At 66.9% G+C, this 18,497-nt stretch carries 16 protein-coding genes; 9 read left to right on the top strand and 7 right to left on the bottom strand.

The annotated features are described in order from the left end of the window. Positions 1 to 2 precede the first annotated feature (2 nt). The 9 genes from uvrC (at position 3) to E3T24_RS11350 (ending at position 8,600) form a co-directional block, all read left to right on the top strand. Positions 3 to 1,892: an excinuclease ABC subunit UvrC gene (gene uvrC, locus E3T24_RS11390; protein WP_134366639.1), complete on the top strand. Its 1,890-nt coding sequence runs from the start codon at positions 3 to 5 to the stop codon at positions 1,890 to 1,892. A gap of 62 nt (positions 1,893 to 1,954) precedes the next feature. Next, on the top strand, positions 1,955 to 2,830 hold the full coding sequence (gene rapZ / locus E3T24_RS11385) for an RNase adapter RapZ (protein WP_134366638.1): 876 nt from the start codon (positions 1,955 to 1,957) through the stop codon (positions 2,828 to 2,830). A gap of 98 nt (positions 2,831 to 2,928) precedes the next feature. Continuing rightward, positions 2,929 to 3,909, top strand: a complete 981-nt coding sequence (gene whiA, locus E3T24_RS11380; RefSeq protein ID WP_134366752.1) for a DNA-binding protein WhiA — start codon at positions 2,929 to 2,931, stop codon at positions 3,907 to 3,909. A 119-nt stretch (positions 3,910 to 4,028) separates the two neighbouring features. Further along, a complete protein-coding gene (locus E3T24_RS11375) occupies positions 4,029 to 4,655 on the top strand; it encodes a superoxide dismutase (protein ID WP_134366637.1) in 627 nt (208 codons plus the stop codon). Positions 4,656 to 4,741: 86 nt separating this feature from the next. Next, entirely contained in the window at positions 4,742 to 5,746 is a 1,005-nt protein-coding gene (gene gap, locus E3T24_RS11370; RefSeq protein ID WP_134366636.1) for a type I glyceraldehyde-3-phosphate dehydrogenase, read from the top strand. Between the two features lie 11 nt (positions 5,747 to 5,757). Then, positions 5,758 to 6,972 carry a phosphoglycerate kinase gene (locus E3T24_RS11365; RefSeq protein ID WP_134366635.1) on the top strand — a complete coding sequence of 405 codons (1,215 nt, stop codon included), beginning with the start codon at positions 5,758 to 5,760 and terminating at the stop codon, positions 6,970 to 6,972. After that, complete coding sequence (gene tpiA, locus E3T24_RS11360) at positions 6,963 to 7,763, top strand: triose-phosphate isomerase (protein WP_134366634.1); 801 nt, start codon at positions 6,963 to 6,965, stop codon at positions 7,761 to 7,763. Before E3T24_RS11365 ends, tpiA begins: the two co-directional genes overlap by 10 nt. A 139-nt stretch (positions 7,764 to 7,902) precedes the next feature. Beyond that, positions 7,903 to 8,154 (top strand): preprotein translocase subunit SecG, encoded by a 252-nt coding sequence (secG, locus tag E3T24_RS11355; RefSeq protein ID WP_134366633.1) that lies wholly within the window; start codon positions 7,903 to 7,905, stop codon positions 8,152 to 8,154. Between the two features lie 77 nt (positions 8,155 to 8,231). Then, positions 8,232 to 8,600 (top strand): RNA polymerase-binding protein RbpA, encoded by a 369-nt coding sequence (locus tag E3T24_RS11350; protein WP_134366632.1) that lies wholly within the window; start codon positions 8,232 to 8,234, stop codon positions 8,598 to 8,600. 74 nt (positions 8,601 to 8,674) lie between these two features. Here the strand turns inward: E3T24_RS11350 and pgl are convergent, their stop codons facing one another. From pgl to E3T24_RS11315, 7 genes are all read right to left on the bottom strand, one after another. Continuing rightward, the gene (gene pgl, locus E3T24_RS11345; RefSeq protein WP_134366631.1) at positions 8,675 to 9,445 is read right to left on the bottom strand and encodes a 6-phosphogluconolactonase; all 771 of its coding nucleotides are present in this window, start codon (positions 9,443 to 9,445) and stop codon (positions 8,675 to 8,677) included. Then, complete coding sequence (locus E3T24_RS11340; protein WP_134366630.1) at positions 9,442 to 10,410, bottom strand: glucose-6-phosphate dehydrogenase assembly protein OpcA; 969 nt, start codon at positions 10,408 to 10,410, stop codon at positions 9,442 to 9,444. The genes pgl and E3T24_RS11340 overlap by 4 nt, the downstream gene beginning before the upstream one ends. After that, positions 10,407 to 11,948: a glucose-6-phosphate dehydrogenase gene (gene zwf, locus E3T24_RS11335; protein WP_134366629.1), complete on the bottom strand. Its 1,542-nt coding sequence runs from the start codon at positions 11,946 to 11,948 to the stop codon at positions 10,407 to 10,409. Before zwf ends, E3T24_RS11340 begins: the two co-directional genes overlap by 4 nt. A 106-nt stretch (positions 11,949 to 12,054) precedes the next feature. Beyond that, positions 12,055 to 13,662 carry a glucose-6-phosphate isomerase gene (locus E3T24_RS11330; protein ID WP_134366628.1) on the bottom strand — a complete coding sequence of 536 codons (1,608 nt, stop codon included), beginning with the start codon at positions 13,660 to 13,662 and terminating at the stop codon, positions 12,055 to 12,057. Beyond that, positions 13,659 to 14,798: a transaldolase gene (gene tal / locus E3T24_RS11325; RefSeq protein ID WP_134366627.1), complete on the bottom strand. Its 1,140-nt coding sequence runs from the start codon at positions 14,796 to 14,798 to the stop codon at positions 13,659 to 13,661. The genes E3T24_RS11330 and tal overlap by 4 nt, the downstream gene beginning before the upstream one ends. 60 nt (positions 14,799 to 14,858) lie before the next feature. Beyond that, a complete protein-coding gene (tkt, locus tag E3T24_RS11320; RefSeq protein WP_134366626.1) occupies positions 14,859 to 16,952 on the bottom strand; it encodes a transketolase in 2,094 nt (697 codons plus the stop codon). A 214-nt stretch (positions 16,953 to 17,166) separates the two neighbouring features. Next, positions 17,167 to 18,111 carry a COX15/CtaA family protein gene (locus E3T24_RS11315; protein WP_134366625.1) on the bottom strand — a complete coding sequence of 315 codons (945 nt, stop codon included), beginning with the start codon at positions 18,109 to 18,111 and terminating at the stop codon, positions 17,167 to 17,169. Between the last annotated feature and the right edge of the window lie 386 nt (positions 18,112 to 18,497).

Here is an 18,497-nt window from a genome sequence, read left to right as displayed (position 1 = left end):
CCATGTCCGACGCGCTGAGCTACCGGCCCAAGACCGGAGAAATCCCCACGAGCCCGGGGGTCTACCGGTTTCGCGACGAAACCGGACGGGTGCTCTACGTCGGCAAGGCCAACAGCCTGCGGGCCCGTCTCGCGAACTATTTCGCCCCGCTCAGCAGCCTGCACGAGCGCACCCGGCGCATGGTCACCACGGCCACCTCGGTCGAATGGACCGTCGTCGGCACCGAGGTCGAGGCGCTCCAGCTCGAATGGACGTGGATCAACGAGTTCGACCCGCCGTTCAACGTGAAGTTCAAGGACGACAAGTCCTACCCCTACCTCGCCGTCACCCTCGCCGACGAGGCCCCGCGCGCCCTTGTCACCCGCACCACGGGAATCCGCAGGGCCCGGTATTTCGGTCCGTATCCGAAGGTTTGGGCCGTGCACGAGACCATCGAGCTCATGCTCAAGGCCTTCCCGATCCGCACCTGCAACAACTCCAACTACAAGCGCGCCATGCAGTCGGGCAAGCCGTGCTTCGCGGGCCAGATCGGCCGCTGCTTCGGTCCCTGTTCCGGCAAGGTGACCATCGAGGAACACCGGGTTATCGTGAACCAGTTCGTCAGTTTCATGGGTAGCCAGGATCGAAAGCTGATCAACACGCTGACCGCGGAGATGAAGGATGCCGCGGCGCACCAGAACTACGAGGTCGCCGCGAAGCGCCGGGACCAGGTCCTGGCCCTCAACGCCGTGCTGGAGAAGAGCGCCGTCGTGCTGCGGGACAGCGTCGACATCGACCTCTTCGCCATCGAAGAGGACGAGCTGGCTGCCGCGGTGCAGCTGTTCATCGTCCGGGGCGGGCGCATCCGTGGTGTGCGCGGCTGGATGGTCGACAAGGAGCTCGACGTGTCGACGGGTGAACTGATCGACTCGGTCATGCAGACGGCCTACGGCGGGGGTGCCGTGCCGCCGCGGGAAATCGTGGTGCCGCTCCTGCCCGACGACGCCGAGGCGCTGGAGATCTGGCTGGCCGGCCTGGCCAAGCGCAAGGTCAGGCTTGTCGCGGCCCAGCGGGGGGAGAAGGCGGCCCTGCTCGCGACCGCCACGCAGAACGCCAAGCACGCCCTGATGCTCTACAAGACCCGCAGAAGCTCCGACTTCGTCGCCCGGTCCAAGGCGCTGGAAGACATCCAGGAGGCGCTGGAGATGCCCTCGGCCCCCCTGCGCATGGAGTGCTACGACGTCTCCCACCTGAGCGGCACCAACATCGTCGCGTCGATGGTCGTGTTCGAGGACGGCCTGCCGCGCACCGACGAATACCGCCGGTTTAGCATCCCGGAGTCGACCGATGACACCGACTCCATCTACCGCACCCTCACTCGCCGCCTGGCATACCTGGTGCCCGAGGAGGGGGGGGCCGACGCCGAGACTGCGACGACGGATGCCCCGGTCGGCGACGCCTCGGGGAAGCGCAAGAAATTCAGGTACCAGCCGAACCTCCTGATCGTCGACGGAGGCCAGCCCCAGGTGGCCGCGGCGGCCCGGGCCCTGCGCGAATCCGGCGTCACGGGCATCCAGCTCTGCGGCATCGCCAAGCGGCTCGAGGAGATCTGGCTGCCCGACTCCGACTATCCCGTGATCCTGCCCCGCAACAGCGATGCACTGTTCCTGATCCAGCGCATCCGCGACGAGGCCCACCGGTTCGCGATCGTGCACCAGCGCACCAGGCGCAAGCGCGACATCAACACGGTGCTGGGGGAGATCCCCGGGCTCGGTCCCGCCCGGGTGAAGGTGCTGCTGCAGCATTTCGGCTCCGTCGCGCGTCTCAAGGAGGCCCCGGCGGACGCCATCTCCGAGGTCCGGGGCATCGGACCGGTGCTGGCGACAGCCATCCACGAGCATTTGCGCTCCTGAAGCGCTCTGCTGATCGGTAGGCTGGTCACTCAGGCCACATCCAACCGAAGGCGCAGTTCAGAATGACAACGGAGAACGACAGGCAGGAAATGCTTATCGTGACGGGCATGTCCGGGGCAGGTCGCTCGACCGTCGCAAATGCCTTGGAAGACCTCGGCTGGTACGTGGTCGACAATCTGCCGCCGCAGATGCTGCGCCCGCTCGTCGAACTCGTCGGCCGCGCCGGCACGAGCCTGCCGAAGATCGCCGCCGTGGTCGACATCCGCGGGCGCGACTTCTTCACCGACTTCCAGGAGATCGTGCACTCGCTGCGCAAGAGCGCCCAGGTGCGGGTCATCTTCCTCGAGGCGCGGGACGACGTGCTCGTGCGCCGCTTCGAATCCGTGCGGCGGCCGCATCCGCTGCAGGCCGACGGCACCATCCTCGACGGCATCTCGGCCGAGCGGTCCAAGCTCAGCGCCGTGCGCGAGTCGTGCGACCTCGTGATCGACACGTCCGACCTGAACATCCACCAGCTCGCCACGACCATCACCGAACGCTTCGCGGCCGCGGACGCCGCCGGGGTGCACGTGACCCTGATGAGCTTTGGTTTCAAGTACGGTCTCCCCACCGACGTCGACATGGTGGCCGATGTCCGCTTCCTGCCGAACCCGTTCTGGATCCCCGAGCTCCGGGCGCACAACGGGCAGGACGCCGAGGTGCGGGACTTCGTGCTCGAACAGACCGGCGCACGGGAGTTCATCGCGCACTACGCCGCCGCCCTCGAACCGGTGCTCGCGGGGTACCAGCGGGAGAACAAGCGTCACGCCACCATCGCCGTCGGCTGCACGGGCGGCAAGCACCGCTCGGTTGCCATGGCCGCTGAAATCGCGGCTCTGATCAAAGACTTCCCCGGCGTCGCCGTCAGCCTCAAGAATCGCGACCTCGGCCGAGAATAGCCACGGCCATCGATGCCTGCGTCAAGCAGACGCCGACACCGGCCAGTACGAACACAACGTCCAGAACCCTGGGCCAGGACGACAGAATGGACAAGCGATTGGCACTCACCGCCGACGTTAAAGACGAGCTTGCTCGCGTTGAAGTTTCAAAGACCACGGTGCGCGCCGCGGAATTGGCGACGATCCTCCGGTTTTCCGGGGGCCTGCACATGATCTCCAGCCGGATCGCGATCGAATCCGAGCTCGACACCGCACTGCTGGCCCGCCGGGTGCGGAAGGACCTGGCCGAACTGTACGGCGTGCGCAGCGACGTTTCCGTGATCGACGCCTCCGGCCTGCGCCGCAATAGCCACTTCCTCGTTCGCGTGCTCGAGGGAGGCGAGACCCTCGCGCGGCAGACGGGTCTGCTCGATGCCAGGCGACGCCCCATCCGCGGGTTGCCGAACCGCCTCACCACCGGGTCCCGGGAGGAAATCGCCGCCGTCTGGCGCGGCGCCTTCCTGGCCAACGGGTCGCTCACCGATCCGGGGCGCTCCGCAGCGCTGGAGGTCACCTGCCCGGGGAACGAGTCCGCCATGGCGCTGGTGGGCGCCGCCGGACGCCTCGGCGTGGCCGCGAAGGCCCGCGAGGTGCGCGGCGTGCACCGCGTCGTGATCCGTGACGGCGACGCGATCGGCGCGATGCTCGTGCACATGGGCGCGCAGGAGACGGTGCTCAACTGGGAGGCCCTCCGCCAGCGCCGCGAGGTGCGAGCGACCGCCAACCGCCTGGTCAACTTCGATGACGCCAACCTGCGGCGCTCCGCCCAGGCCGCCGTTGCTGCGTGCGCCCGGGTGCAGCGGGCCATGGAGATCCTCGGCGAGGACATTCCGGAACACCTGCGCTACGCGGGCGACCTGCGCCTCTCCTTCCGGGACTCCAGCCTCGACGAGCTCGGTCACCACGCGGACCCGCCGATGACGAAGGATGCCGTCGCTGGCCGCATCCGCCGGCTGCTGGCCATGGCCGACAAGAAAGCCGCAGACCAGGGGATCCCCGGCACCGACGCCAACCTGCCCGCCGACCTCGACGACGTCTAGCGGCGTCCAGCTTTCCCACATCCCCGTCACAGGTCCACCCCATCCTGAGTAGACTGAAATAGTTGCTCACGAACTGGTAGCGGCGCATTTCGCGTCGTCCACTACAGAGGAGATGCACATTGGCTGAATACACACTTCCGGCTTTGGCCTACGACTACTCGGCCCTCGCGCCGAGCATCAGCGGCACCATCATGGAACTGCACCACGGCAAGCACCACCAGGCGTACGTGACCGGGGCTAACACGGCCCTTGCACAGCTGGCCGAGGCCCGCGACGCCGGCGACCTCACCTACGTGAACAAGCTCGAGAAGGACCTTGCGTTCAACCTCGGCGGTCACGTCAACCACTCGATCTTCTGGACGAACCTCTCCCCGGACGGTGGCGACAAGCCCACTGGCGAGCTGGCCGGCGCCATCGACGACAACTTCGGCTCGTTCGACAAGTTCCGCGCGCACTTCGCCGCGGTGGCGCTCGGTGTGCAGGGCTCCGGCTGGGCGGTGCTCGCCTGGGACTCCATCGGCCAGCGACTGATCATCCAGCAGTTCTTCGACCAGCAGGCGAACTTCGCCGCCGGCACCATCCCGGTGCTGATGCTGGACGTCTGGGAGCACGCGTACTACCTCGATTACCGCAACGTTCGTGCCGATTACGTGAAGGCCTTCTGGAACATCGTCAACTGGGCGAACGTCCAGGAGCGCTTCTCCGTGGCACGCGAAAAGACCAACGGACTGCTGCTCCTCTCCTAGAGGAGCCGGGCCCCTCCGGGGGCCCGCAGCCCGTCCCGTTTCAACCATCAAAACGCGCTCCGGCGCACAAATATTAGGAGTCATCTGTGTCTGTAAAGATTGGTATTAACGGATTCGGCCGCATTGGCCGCAATTATCTTCGCGCTGCCCTCGCCCAGGGCAGTGACATCGAGATCGTCGCTGTGAACGACCTCACCGACACGAAGACGCTGGCTCACCTCCTTAAATATGACTCCATCACCGGTCGCCTGAACGCCACCGTTTCCGTTGAGGGTGACTCGATCATCGTCGACGGCAAGCCGATTAAGGTCCTCGCCGAGCGCGACCCGGCCAACCTTCCCTGGGGCGCCCTGGGCGTCGACATCGTGATCGAGTCGACCGGTCGCTTCACCAAGGCCGAGGACGCGCGCAAGCACATCACCGCCGGCGCCAAGAAGGTCATCGTCTCCGCTCCCGCCACAGGCGACGCGGCCACGATCGTCATGGGCGTCAACGAGCAGGACTACGACCCGGCCAAGTTCGACATCATCTCCAACGCGTCGTGCACCACGAACTGCCTCGCGCCGCTCGCCAAGGTCTTCAACGACAACTTCGGCATCAAGTCCGGCCTGATGACGACCATCCACGCGTACACCGCCGACCAGAACCTGCAGGACGGCCCGCACTCCGACCTGCGTCGCGCCCGTGCCGCAGCCGTGAACATCATCCCGACGTCGACCGGTGCCGCCAAGGCCCTGGGCATCGTCCTCCCCGAGCTCAAGGGCAAGCTTGACGGCTTCGCTTTACGCGTTCCGGTTCCCACCGGTTCCATCACCGACCTCACCGTCATTGCTGAGCGTCCGGTCACGGTCGAGGCCATCAAGGCTGCGTACAAGGCTGCCGCCGAGGGCCCCCTCAAGGGAATCCTGATGTACACGGAAGATGAAATCGTCTCCAGCGACATCGTCACCGACCCGCACTCCTCCATCTTCGATGCCGGCCTGCTGCGCGTCATCGGCGACCAGGTCAAGCTGTCCTCCTGGTACGACAACGAGTGGGGCTACTCCAACCGCATGGTTGACCTCACCGCGCTCGTCGCCAAGAGCCTCTAACGGGGTCCGCAGTGACGCTGCGTACTATCGAATCACTGGGACAGCTGAGCGGAAAGCGCGTCATCGTCCGTTGTGACCTCAACGTGCCGTTGAAAGACGGCGAGATCACGGATGATGGCCGCGTGCGGGCGTCCCTGCCGACGATCAAGGCTCTGCGTGAGCAGGGTGCCCGAGTTGTGATCGTTTCGCACCTCGGACGCCCCAAGGGCGCCCCGGAAGCCAGGTACAGCCTGGCCCCGGTGGCGGTCCGACTCGCCGAACTGCTGGGCGCGGACGTGGCCTTCGCCACGGACACGGTCGGTGCTTCGGCTCAGGCCGCCGTGGCCGCCCTCGCCGACGGGGAGGTCGTCGTTCTCGAGAACCTCCGCTTCAACGCGGGGGAGACCGCGAAGGATGACGCCGAGCGCGGCGCGTTCGCCACGGAGCTTTCCGCTCTGGGCGATGTGCTCGTGTCCGACGGCTTCGGCGTCGTGCACCGCAAGCAGGCCAGCGTGTTCGACCTCGCGGGGATTCTTCCCAGCGCGGCCGGCCTCCTGATCGCCGCGGAGCTCGAAGTCCTCGACCGCCTCACCGAGAAGCCCGAGGCTCCGTACGCGGTGGTCCTGGGCGGCTCGAAGGTCTCGGACAAGCTGGGCGTCATCGGGCACCTGCTGCCCCGCGTCAATTCGCTGCTCATCGGCGGCGGCATGGCCTACACCTTCCTCGCAGCCCAGGGTCACAAGGTCGGCGCAAGCCTGCTCGAAGCCGACCAGATCGAAACCGTTCGCGGTTACCTTCAGGAGGCTGAGCGCCTGGGCGTGAAGATCGTGGTCCCGACGGACGTCGTCGTCGCCTCGAAGTTCGGGGCCGACGCGGAAATCGCAGTCACCCCGGCCAGCGGCATCGAAGACACCACCTTCGGAGCCTCAGGTCTCGGCCTGGACATCGGGCCGGAGACGGCAGCGGCATTCGCTGACATCATCCGGGCGTCCAAGACGGTCTTCTGGAACGGCCCGATGGGCGTGTTCGAGCTGGCCCCGTTCGCGGAGGGCACCCGCACGGTTGCCGCCGCGCTGACCGAGGTCGACGGTTTGAGCGTTGTCGGTGGCGGAGACTCTGCCGCCGCGGTGCGCACCCTCGGCTTCACCGATGACCAGTTCGGTCACATTTCTACCGGCGGCGGCGCGAGCCTCGAGTTCCTCGAGGGTAAGCGCCTGCCAGGACTGGAGGTCCTCGGATGGCAGTAAACGAACACCCACGGCGTACTCCGCTGATTGCAGGCAACTGGAAGATGAACCTGGACCACCTCCAGGCCATCGCCTTCGTGCAAAAGCTCGCCTGGAACCTGAAGGACGCCAAGCACGATGTCGCAGCGGTCGAGGTGGCGGTTTTCCCGCCGTTCACCGACCTCCGCTCGGTGCAGACGCTGGTGTCCGCCGACAAGCTCCCGATCGCCTTCGGCGCCCAGGACCTGTCGGCACACGATTCAGGCGCGTACACCGGCGAGATCTCCGGTGCGTTCCTGGCCCAGCTTGAGTGCAAGTACGTGCTCATCGGGCACTCCGAGCGGCGCACGCTGCACGCGGAGACCGACGAGCAGGTCGCGGCCAAGGTTTCGGCAGCGCTCAAGCACAATTTGGTACCAATCATCTGCGTCGGTGAGACCGCCGCGGACCTGGAACTGCACGGCCCGAGTGCGGTGCCGGTTGCCCAGCTGCGTGCGGCCCTGTCCGGTGTCACTGACGCGGCCGACTTCGTCGTCGCCTACGAGCCCGTTTGGGCGATCGGCTCCGGCCAGGCGGCAACGCCTGAACAGGCCGAGCAGGTGGCGGCACAGTTGCGTCTCGTGCTCAAGGAAACGCTCGGTCAGGATGTGGCCGACAAGACGCGCATCCTGTATGGCGGTTCGGTGAAGGGCGTCAACATCGCGGGTTACATGCGCGAGCCCAACGTTGACGGCGCGCTCGTCGGCGGCGCCAGCCTGGACATCGACGAGTTCTCGAGCATCGTCCGGTTCCAGAAGCACGTCGGCCTGTAGGGGTTCATCCCCGACGCTGGTAATGAACCAACCCGTCGGCCCCCGTTCCGGGGGTCGGCGGGTTGGTTCGTGATGCAGGCTATGATTATGACTGATCTTGGTGGGGCTTTTGCTGCCACCGCACTGTGAAAGGTTTCGCGTGGAGATTCTCCAGGTTGTACTGCAGGTATTGCTCGGAATTACGAGCCTGCTGCTCACCATGCTCATTTTGCTGCACAAGGGGCGCGGTGGAGGCTTGTCCGACATGTTCGGCGGTGGTGTCACCTCGAACCTCGGGGCTTCAGGCGTGGCGGAGCGCAACCTCAACCGCATCACGGTCATCCTCGCCCTGCTCTGGATAACCTGCATCGTGATCCTCGGGTTGATCACCAAATTCGACGCGGGACTGTAACGCCCGCTCCACAGTTTTGACGAGTACCAGCTCATTCGGCCGATCGGCTTCAGGCCCTTTTCAAGCGGAGGAACAACATGGCATCTGGTGGCAGCGCAATCCGTGGCTCCCGTGTAGGAGCTGGCCCCATGGGCGAGCAGGACCGCGGTTTCCACGCGGACCGCATCAAGGTGTCCTACTGGGACGCCCTCGGCAACGAGACCGTTCGCTACTTCGCGGCCAATCTGCCCGACGACGAGATCCCCGAAACCATCGACTGCCCGTCCTCCGGCCTGCCGGCCGGACGCGACAAGGAAAACCCGCCCTCGGTCGTCAAGCTCGAGCCGTATAAGACCCACCTCGCGTACGTCAAGGAACGGCGCACGGAGGAGGAAGCGGAATCCCTGCTCGAGGAGGCACTCCAGCAGCTTCGCGTTCGCCGAGGAAAGCTGACGGCCACGAACTGACCTGACGTCACCACGAACCAGAAAAGGTCCCGACGATGTCGGGGCCTTTTTCGTGCCTGTTCGGCGTGACCCGGTCAGAAGGAGGACGCGGTGAGGTTCTCGGGAACCTCCGCGGCGGCCTCACGGTCGACGAAGAAGTTCGTGTACCGGCGACCTTTGATCCCGGCCACGGGGACCTCATCCCGGCTGGCTCCCGCGAGGGCGAGGCCCAGGGCCGAGGCCTTGTCCGGGCCGGCCAGGACCATCCAGATGCACCGCGACGAGTTGAGGGCCGGTCGGGTGAGGCTGAGGCGCTCCGCCGGGGGTTTCGGCGAGGAGCGCACCGCGATCACGCTGGCGGCGTTTTCCCGGATTCCGGCCTGATGCGGGAACAGGGACGCGACGTGGCCGTCGGGGCCCACACCGAGGAACGTGACGTCGAAGCGCGGCAGGGCCGTTCCTTCGATCGAGTGGGACTCCAGCTCGGCGGCGTAGCTGGCGGCGGCCTCGTCCAGGTCGAGTCCCTCGTCCGACGCGGCGAAGGGGTGGATGTTCCCAGCAGGAATCTCGATGTGGTCCAGCAGAGCCGTGCGGGCCTGGAGCTCGTTACGTTCGGGGTGGTTTTTGGGCACCCAGCGTTCGTCGCCCCACCAGAATGCCACCTGCTCCCAGTCGATGGTGTCGCGGGCCGCGGAGGCGTTGACGGCCTCCAGCACTTCGACGGCCACGGACCCCCCGGTGAGGACCACGTTGAGGTCGCCCTGCTCGTGCAGGAGGTCAACCGCGGTGGTGATGAATCTAGCGGCGACCGAAGCCGCCAGGGCAGCCCGGTTAGGGTGCACCAGTACTCGTCGTTCGTTGGTCACGATCGTCCTCCGGTTAATTCTGCGACCACATCGTCAAGGTGCGGTAGGCCGCGCGTGATGACTTCACCATACAGTTCGTCTGGATCCAGGCGGCGCAGCTCATCGCTGAGACAGTCCCGCAGGCTTCGACGTTTGAGGGTGAGGTCCTGAACCGGTTGACCCGGCTGGGTGAGCGTCGCGATGTCGGGGACCTCGCGTTCGAGGGAGATGACGCCGGCCGAGCGCGTCAGGTGCACGCAGCGGATGCCGTGGGACATCGGTCCCGTCGTGAATTCGTAGTCCACCGGGACCTGGAGCTGCATCGACAGCCAGGCGGCGAGCAGGGTCGTCGACGGCGAGTCGGCGGCGCCTGACACCCGCACCGCCGTGACCGGCAGATACGGGGGCTGGTCGAGCACGGCGGCGAGCTGGGCGCGCCAGAGGGTCAACCGGGTCCAGGCGAAGTCCGTGTCGCCGGGACGGTACGAGGCGCACAGGTGGTGCAGGGCCGCCTGCGGGTCCGGCTGGGCGGAGGCGTCCGTGATGCGCCGGTAGGCGATCCGCCCAAGCGGGGACTCGGCGGGCACGACCGGGGCCACACCGGGCCACCAGGCCACGACCGGGGCGTCCGGTAGGAGCAACCCCGTGACCAGGCTTTCCTGGTCGCTGGCGGCGTCGCCGTAGGCACGAAGCACGATCACCTCGCTCGCCCCGGCGTCACCGCCGACCCGGATTTCGGCATCGATCCGGGCGGAGGCGTGCGGGTCGGTCGGGTCGGACTCGGGCGTGGACATCACGATGACCCGCATCGGGTGTTCCCTCGAGGCATCGTTCGCCGCCTCGATCGCCTCTTCCTCGTGACCCATCGTCGACGCGATGATCAGCGTCAACACGCGGCCGAGGGCGACGGCGCCGCCCTCCTCGCGGATCCTGACCAGGGCTTTTGAGATCTTGGACGTGGTCGTGTTGGGCAGATCGACGATCATGGGCGTCTCCAGTGTCGGCCGTCGCGGGCCAGAAGTTCATCGGCGGTGGACGGACCCCAGGTTCCCGGCCGGTACTGCTCGGGTTGTCCCTGCGTCGCCCAGAATTCCTCGATCGGGTCGAGGATCTTCCAGGACAGTTCGACCTCCTCGTGCCGGGGGAACAGGGGCGGATCGCCGAGGAGCACATCCAGGATCAGACGTTCGTAAGCTTCCGGGCTGGCCTCGGTGAAGGCGTGCCCATAGCCGAAGTCCATGGTCACATCCCGCACCTGCATGCCGACGCCGGGCACCTTGGAGCCGAAACGGATGGTGACGCCCTCATCGGGCTGCACCCGGATGACCAGCGCGTTCTCGCCGAGGGGAGTCGTGTTGGCCTTGGCGAAGAGATGCTGGGGGGCGCGTTTGAAGACAACGGCAATCTCGGTGACCCTGCGGCCGAGGCGCTTTCCCGCGCGCAGGTAGAAGGGGACCCCTGACCAGCGACGCGTGTCGATGCTCAAGCGGATCGCAGCATACGTCTCGGTGAGGGACTCGGGGTCCATCCCATCCTCGTCGAGGAAGCCGGGAACCTTCTCGCCGCCCTGCCACCCGCCCGCGTACTGGCCGCGAGCCGTGCCGGTGGCCAGGTCGTCCGGGAGCCGCACGGAGGCCAGTACCTTTTCCTTCTCGGCGCGCAGGTCCGTCGCGTCGAACGAAATGGGCTCTTCCATCGCGGTCAGGGCCAGGAGCTGGAGCAAGTGGTTCTGGATGACGTCTCGGGCGGCGCCGATGCCGTCGTAGTAGCCGGCGCGGCCGCCCACGCCGATGTCCTCCGCCATGGTGATCTGCACGTGGTCGACGTAGTTGGCGTTCCAAATCGGCTCGTAGAGCTGATTGGCGAAACGCAGCGCAAGGATGTTCTGCACCGTCTCCTTGCCCAGGTAGTGGTCGATCCGAAACACGGAGTCGGGGGAGAAGACCGACTCGACGACGTCGTTCAGCTTTCGCGCCGTCTGCAGGTCACTGCCGAACGGCTTCTCGATGACGACTCTGCGCCACTGCCCGTCCTTCTGTTCGGCGAGCCCGGACCGCCTGAGCTGCTCGGTGACGAGGGGAAAGGCCTTCGGCGGAATCGAGAGGTAGAACGCATGGTTGCCCATCGTGCCCCGCTCCCGGTCCAGTTCTGCGATGGTCTCCTTCAGCAGTTCGAAGGAGGCATCGTCGTCGAAGGAACCGGGGACGAAACGGATTCCCTCGGCCAGCTGTGCCCAGACGTCCTCGTGGAAATCGGTGCGCGCGTACTGCTTGACGGAGTCGTGCACCACCTTCATGAAGTCCTCGTTGTCCCAGTCTCGCCGGGCGAAGCCGACGAGAGCGAAGCCGGGAGGCAGGAGACCTCGGTTGGCCAGGTCGTACACCGCCGGCATGAGTTTCTTCCGCGACAGATCACCGGTGACGCCGAAAATGACGAGGCTGCTGGGCCCGGCAATCCGGTTCAGACGGTGGTCGGACGGCGATCGCAGCGGATTGAACTCCGGGGTGATTTCCACCGGGGGCATGCGGCTCCTTCAGGATGGGGCGGTGAGGCGGTGAGGCGGTGCGGCGCTGAGTCCGTCCGGCGGAAACGATGACGGCGCCGGCCCCGGAAGGGTCGGCGCCGGATCGTCAGCGCAGGGCGTCGAACAGGGTTGTGATGTTCTTCTGCGGCTGGGTCAGCGTCAGCGTCAGGACCGGGCGGCCGTGTGCGGCAAGAACGCTGGCGTCGCCGCTGGCCTGGGCCTGGATGAGCTCGCCGAAGGTGAACGGGCGCTCCGGGATGTCCAGGTCCACCTCGGGGGTCGTCAGGATCTGCAGGAAGACGCCGGTGGTCTGGCCGCCCTTGTGCAGCTGACCGGTGGAGTGCAGGAACCGGGGCCCCCAGCCGAATGTCACCGGACGCTTCGAGAGCGCGGCCAGGAGGCTGCGGATCTGCGCGAGCTGCGGCAGTTCCAGCCGGTTCACGTAGGCCTGCACGGAGATGAACCCGTCCGGGCCGAGCTCCTCGATCAGGGCATCGATGGCAGACGCGAGGTCGCTCGCGGCGCCGATGACGTGGGCTGTGCCCCGGATCTCGATGCCGTCCGAGATGAAAGCGGCCGGGGCGGGCTCGGGGCGGGAGTCGAGAAGTCCACGGGTCGCGATCTTGGCGGCCTCGACATCCGGCTGATCGAACGGGTTGATGCCGAGCAGACGGCCCGCGACGACGGTCGCGTACTCCCAGACCAGGAACTGGGCGCCGAGGGTGCCGCTGACGCGGATCTCGCCCCGACCGTCGTGGTCGGCGAACAGGTGAAGGCCGGCGTCGTCGACGAGGCGCAGGATCTGCACGTCGGGCAGGTTCTCGGTCAGTTCGGGTGCGGTGGGGTCGAGGACGACGGGGAGGATTCCGGTGCCCTGCTTGCCGGTCGACTCGGCGATGAGCTGTTCGGCCCAGTCCGGGAACCCGACGATGTGGGTGCCGTCGGCCACGAGGGCGAGCTTGTCCTTGCGCGGGTTCGTCGCCGCGATGGCCGCGCCGAGGATGAGTCCGGGGTTTTTCGGGCTGTCGATGGCGAGCGAGAGCGAGATGGACTCGGCTTCATCGAGGAGCTCCGCGATGTCCACGCCGGCGAGTCCGGACGGAACGAGTCCGAATGCCGTCAGTACGGAAAAGCGCCCGCCGACGGTGGGGTCGGCGTTGAACACCCGGTAGCCGACCGAGCGGGCATCCGCGTCGAGCGGGGAGCCCGGGTCGGTCACCACGATGATCCGGTCGACCGGGTCGATCCCGGCCTCACGGAAGGCCCGCTCGAACACGCGGCGCTGGCTGTCGGTTTCCGCCGTCGAACCGGACTTGGACGAGACGACCAGAGCGGTCTCGGCGAGGTGATCGCCGAGGGCGGCGAGCACCTGGCCGGGGTCCGTGGAGTCCAGGACCGTCAAGGGAACCCCGGCGGTGCGCGTGATGACCTCGGGGGCGAGGGAAGACCCGCCCATGCCGGCGAGGGCGATGCGGGTGACTCCGGCGGCGCGCAGCGAATCGCGCAGGGCCAGAATCTCGGGGATCAGCGGGCGGGAATCGGCGACGGACTCGGTCCAGCCGAGCCGTTTGGCGGCTTCGGCTTCCGCGTCGGGGCCCCACAGGGCGGGGTCCAGCGCGGTGATGCCGGAGGCGACGAGGTCGGCGACGAGGGTGGGGACGGTGGCGCGCACGGCGTCGGCCGCGGCGCCACTGACGGAGATGCGGAAGCTCACCGGTCGGCACCGTTTCGGGTGGCGGTCTTGGCGGCATCCAGCGCCTGGGTCACGGTGTCCAGCAGCTCGTTCCAGGACACCACGAACTTGGAGACGCCCTCGGTCTCGAGCACCTGGGTGACGTCGGCGTAGGAGATGCCTTCGTTGGCGAGGGCGTCGAGGACGAGGTTGGCCTCGTCGTACGCGCCGGTGACCGAGTTCGCGGGGATGATTCCGTGGTCGAGGGTCGCCGCGAGGGTCTTCTCCGGCATGGTGTTGACGACCTCGGGGGCAACCAGGTTGGTCACGTAGAGGGTGGCGGGAAGCGTGGGGTCCTTGACGCCGGTGGAGGCCCACAGCGGGCGCTGCTTGTTGGCGCCCGCGCTCAGCAGGCCGAGGGCACGCTCGGTCGAGAATGCTTCTTCGAAGACCTGATACGCGAGTTGGGCGTTCGCGACGCCGGCCTTGCTCTTCAGCGCGAGGGCCGAGTCGGTGCCGATGGCCTCGAGGCGTGCGTTGATCTCCGTGTCCACCCGCGACACGAAGAACGATGCCACGGAGTGGATCGTGGACAGGTCGATGCCGGCGGCCTTGGCCTTCTCCAGGCCGGAGAGGTACGCGTTGATGACCTGGCGGTGCCGCTCGAGGCTGAAGATCAGGGTGACGTTGACGCTGATGCCGAGCGCGATCGTCGCGGTGATGGCGTCTAGCCCTTCAACGGTGGCCGGGATCTTGATCATGGCGTTGGGACGGTTGACCTTCGCCCACAGTTCCTGGGCCTGCGCGATGGTGCCGGCCGCGTCGTGGGCGAGGCCAGGCTCGACCTCGATCGAGACGCGTCCGTCGACGCCGTTGGTGCGATCGTAGACCGGGCGGAAGATGTCGCTGGCCGCGGTGACGTCATCCGTCGTGATCTCGAACACGGCATCGTGCACACTGGTGCCGGCGGCCGCGAGGGCGGCCACCTGCTCGGCGTACGCCTCACCCTTACTGAGGGCGCCCGCGAAGATCGTCGGGTTGGTGGTGACGCCGACGACGTTTTTCGTGTCGATCAGGTTCTGCAGCCCGCCGGAAACGATCCGTTCGCGGGACAGGTCGTCCAGCCAGATGCTGACGCCGGCGAGGGAAAGTTCGGCGAGGGGAGTGTTCTCTGTCATGTCTCTAATCTCCTAAAAAATGTGCAGGTTGTTCCGAATGTGGTGCCGCCGACCGTTGAGTCAGTGGGCGGCGAGGGATTCCTTGGCTGCGGCGACGACGGCCTCGGTGGTGATTCCGAATTCGCGGAACAGGGTCTTGTAGTCGGCCGAGGCGCCGAAGTGCTCGATCGAGACGCTGCGGCCGCGGTCGCCGACGTAGCTTGTCCAGGTCAGGGCGATGCCGGCCTCGACCGACACCCGGGCCGTGATCTCACGGGGGAGCACGCTTTCGCGGTACTCCGCGGGCTGCTCCTGGAACCACTCGAGGCTGGGAGCAGACACGACACGGGCGTGGATGCCGTCGACCCGCAGTTGCTCACGGGCGGCCAGGGCGAGCTGCACCTCCGAACCCGTGCCGATCAGGATCACGTCGGGGGTGCCTCCCGGCGCTTCGGCGAGGATGTAGGCGCCCCGGGCGACGTTCCGCGCGGATGCGAAAACCTCACCGTGGGCATCGCCGTCGCCACGCGGGACCACGGGAATGTTCTGGCGGGTCAGCACGATCCCGGCCGGTCCCTGGCGCCGTTCGAGGATGGTCTTCCAGGCCCAGGAAACCTCGTTGGCGTCGCCGGGTCGCACAACGTCGAGTCCCGGGATGGCGCGCAGGGTCGCCAGCTGCTCGATCGGCTGGTGTGTGGGGCCGTCCTCGCCGAGTGCGACGGAGTCATGGGTCCAGACGAAGATCGAGGGAGACTTCATCAGGGCGGCCAGGCGGATGGCCGGTCGCATGTAGTCGCTGAAAATCAGGAACGTTCCGCCGAACGGGCGGGTGTTCCCGTGCAGCACGATGCCGTTCAGGATGGCCGCCATGGCATGCTCGCGGATGCCGAAGTGCAGCACCCGGCCATAGGAGTTGCCCGTCCACTCGCCGGTGGAGTGCTCGCTCGGAATGAACGACGCCGCGCCCCCGATGGTCGTGTTGTTCGATTCGGCGAGGTCGGCGGAGCCGCCCCAGAGCTCGGGGATGACGGTGCCGAGGGCGGTGAGCACCTTGCCGGAAGCGGCACGGGTCGAGACCTCGATGTCGGCCTCGAACACGGGCAGCGCCGCGTCGACGCCCTCGGGCAGGTCGCCGGCGAGAACCCGGTCGAGCAGCGCCTTCCGCTCCGGGTTGGCGGCAGCCCAGGCGTCGAACGCGGTGGTCCACTCCGCGTGGACCGCGGCGCCGCGCGCCACCGCCTGGCGGGTGTGGGAGATGACCTCGTCGGACACCTCGAAGTTCAGCGCCGGGTCGAAACCGAGCACGGTCTTGACGGCGGCCAGCTCGTCGGCGCCGAGAGCAGAACCGTGGATCTTTCCGGTGTTCTGCTTCTTCGGGCTGGGCCAGCCGATGATGGTCTTCAGGATGATCAGGGACGGCTTGTCGGTGACGGCCTTGGCCGCCTCGATTGCGTCGTTGAGGGCGGCGACGTCTTCGACGTAGGCACCCGTCTTCTTCCAATCGACCGTCTGCACGTGCCAGTGGTACGCGTCATAACGCGCGGCCACATCCTCGGTGAACGCGATGTTGGTGTCGTCCTCGATCGAGATCTGGTTGCTGTCGTAGATCGCGATCAGGTTGCCGAGCTGCTGGTGGCCGGCGAGGGACGAAGCCTCGCTCGTGATGCCTTCCTGCAGGTCGCCGTCGCCGGCGATCACGTACACGAAGTGGTCGAAGGGGCTCGTGCCGGCGGCGGCCTCCGGGTCGAACAGTCCGCGTTCGAAGCGGGACGCGTAGGCGAAGCCGACAGCGGAGGCGAGGCCCTGTCCGAGGGGACCGGTCGTGATCTCGACCCCGTCCGTGTGGCCGTATTCCGGGTGGCCGGGGGTTTTGGAGCCCCAGGTGCGCAGAGCCTTCAGATCGTCGAGCTCGAGCCCATAGCCGCCCAGGTACAACTGCACGTACTGCGTGAGGGAACTGTGACCGACGGAAAGGACGAACCGGTCGCGGCCCAGCCAGTCGTTGTCGGACGGGTCGCGGCGCATGACCTTCTGGAACAGGAGGTAGGCGGCCGGGGCAAGGCTCATGGCCGTGCCGGGATGCCCGTTCCCGACCTTCTCCACGGCGTCGGCCGCGAGCAGGCGTGCGGTGTCGACCGCCTTGTTGTCAATCGAATCCCACTGCAATGCTGCCACTTGGTATTGACCCTTCTGGATACAAAGGGGGCAGGTTGTCGAGAACCCGCACCCGCTGGTGTGCGCGCCCGTGGACATCAGCGTCATCATGGTTTCGCAGCAGAGACCATTTCCGGTGGATCATGCCTGCATGCACCGTGATTGGCGAGCATCCCCAGTATAGGCAACCCGCGGTTGGGCCGGAGTATGGGGCGCCCCATAATCCTCCGGCGCACTACCGTTTGGCGACGAGGTCGGCCGGTGATGATCCGGGGGAGACCGTGCGGGTGTCGATGGGGGCGCTCAGATTCAACAGGAGCGCGGTCATCACGGCCGCGAGGATGCAGGACAGCACCATATGGATGCCGACCAGGCCGGCCGGCAGTCCCGTGTTGGCCTGGATCAGGCCGACCCCGACCTGCACGGCCTCGACGAGCAGCAGCAGCATCGCCCAGCCTCGCGTCTGCAGGCCGCGAGACACTCCGGTGACCATCAACACCAGGGTGAAGGCCACGGTCAGGTAGGCCGGCCAGCTGTGGATGTGCTGGAGGAACTCCGGGTCAAGGCCGGTGCGCGGGGCGTCCACGTCGCCCGCGTGCGGGCCGGAGCCGGTGGTGAGGATCCCGACCAGGATGGTGAGGAGCACGAAGGCGCTCGTGACCCACGCGACGGCACGGTACCAGCGCGGCACGGCGAGGGTGCGCTGCACACGACCGGTGTAGACCCGGTGCACGAACACGGTGCAGAGCACGACCAGGGCGACGGAGATCACGAAGTGGAGGCCGACCACGTAAGGGTTCAGCTGCACGAGAACGCTGATCCCACCGATGACGGCCTGGGCCGGGATGCCGAGCCCGGCCAGCAGTGCGAGCCGGAACAGGTCGGGCCGCTCCCGGCGCAACCGCACCACGGCCAGGAACGCCGCGATCGCGATCAGGCCCAGGGCGACGCCCAGCAGACGGTTGCCGAACTCGATGAACCCGTGGATGCCCATTTCGGGTGTGTTGACCAGGGAATCCGCGGTGCATTTCGGCCAGGTCGGGCAACCGAGGCCGCTACTCGTCAGGCGCACGAGCCCGCCCGTGCCGACCAGGAGAATCTGGGCGGCCAGGTAGACCCACGCGATCACCCGGACACGCCTGTCGATCCTGGTGGGCAACCACTCCGCAATACGTTTCACCGGTTCAGCTTCCTGTCTCGTGCGCGATGTGTGAAAACGCCGGACCGCACTACTAATCCCATGGCTAGCCTGTAGAATTAGGTGTTTCCTGGGCGGCGACACCGCAGTTGACATAACCGTGGCGCAACACACCGTCGTCTGTGAACATCTTAGGTACGCAACGTAGCCGCTCACACAACGCGTTCCCGTGTCTGCCCTCCGGCCGGAGGCCTTCCCTGGAATGACCGGACTGATATCCGGGTTGTCGTGGTTGGGAGAAGAGGTAGATATGTCCGACGTCCTGCTTGACCGCCCCGAACTTGCGGGGCTCGGTACGTACGAGTTTGGTTGGTCCGATTCCGATGCGGCGGGCGCGTCCGCCAGGCGCGGGGTTTCGCCGGAGGTCG

Origin of the sequence: Cryobacterium sp. TmT2-59 (assembly GCF_004403545.1) — a bacterium.
Taxonomy (GTDB): domain Bacteria; phylum Actinomycetota; class Actinomycetes; order Actinomycetales; family Microbacteriaceae; genus Cryobacterium; species Cryobacterium shii.
Note: the sequence above shows the minus strand (reverse complement) of the source record. Positions and strands in the feature narration are given on the sequence as shown.

Excerpts from the sequence above, each read along its gene's own strand:
- uvrC (WP_134366639.1), top strand. The coding sequence starts at position 3 with ATGTCCGACGCGCTGAGCTACCGGCCCAAGACCGGAGAAATCCCCACG.
- rapZ (WP_134366638.1), top strand. The coding sequence starts at position 1,955 with ATGACAACGGAGAACGACAGGCAGGAAATGCTTATCGTGACGGGCATG.
- tpiA (WP_134366634.1), top strand. The coding sequence starts at position 6,963 with ATGGCAGTAAACGAACACCCACGGCGTACTCCGCTGATTGCAGGCAAC.
- E3T24_RS11350 (WP_134366632.1), top strand. The coding sequence starts at position 8,232 with ATGGCATCTGGTGGCAGCGCAATCCGTGGCTCCCGTGTAGGAGCTGGC.
- E3T24_RS11340 (WP_134366630.1), bottom strand. The coding sequence starts at position 10,410 with ATGATCGTCGATCTGCCCAACACGACCACGTCCAAGATCTCAAAAGCC.
- zwf (WP_134366629.1), bottom strand. The coding sequence starts at position 11,948 with ATGCCCCCGGTGGAAATCACCCCGGAGTTCAATCCGCTGCGATCGCCG.
- tal (WP_134366627.1), bottom strand. The coding sequence starts at position 14,798 with ATGACAGAGAACACTCCCCTCGCCGAACTTTCCCTCGCCGGCGTCAGC.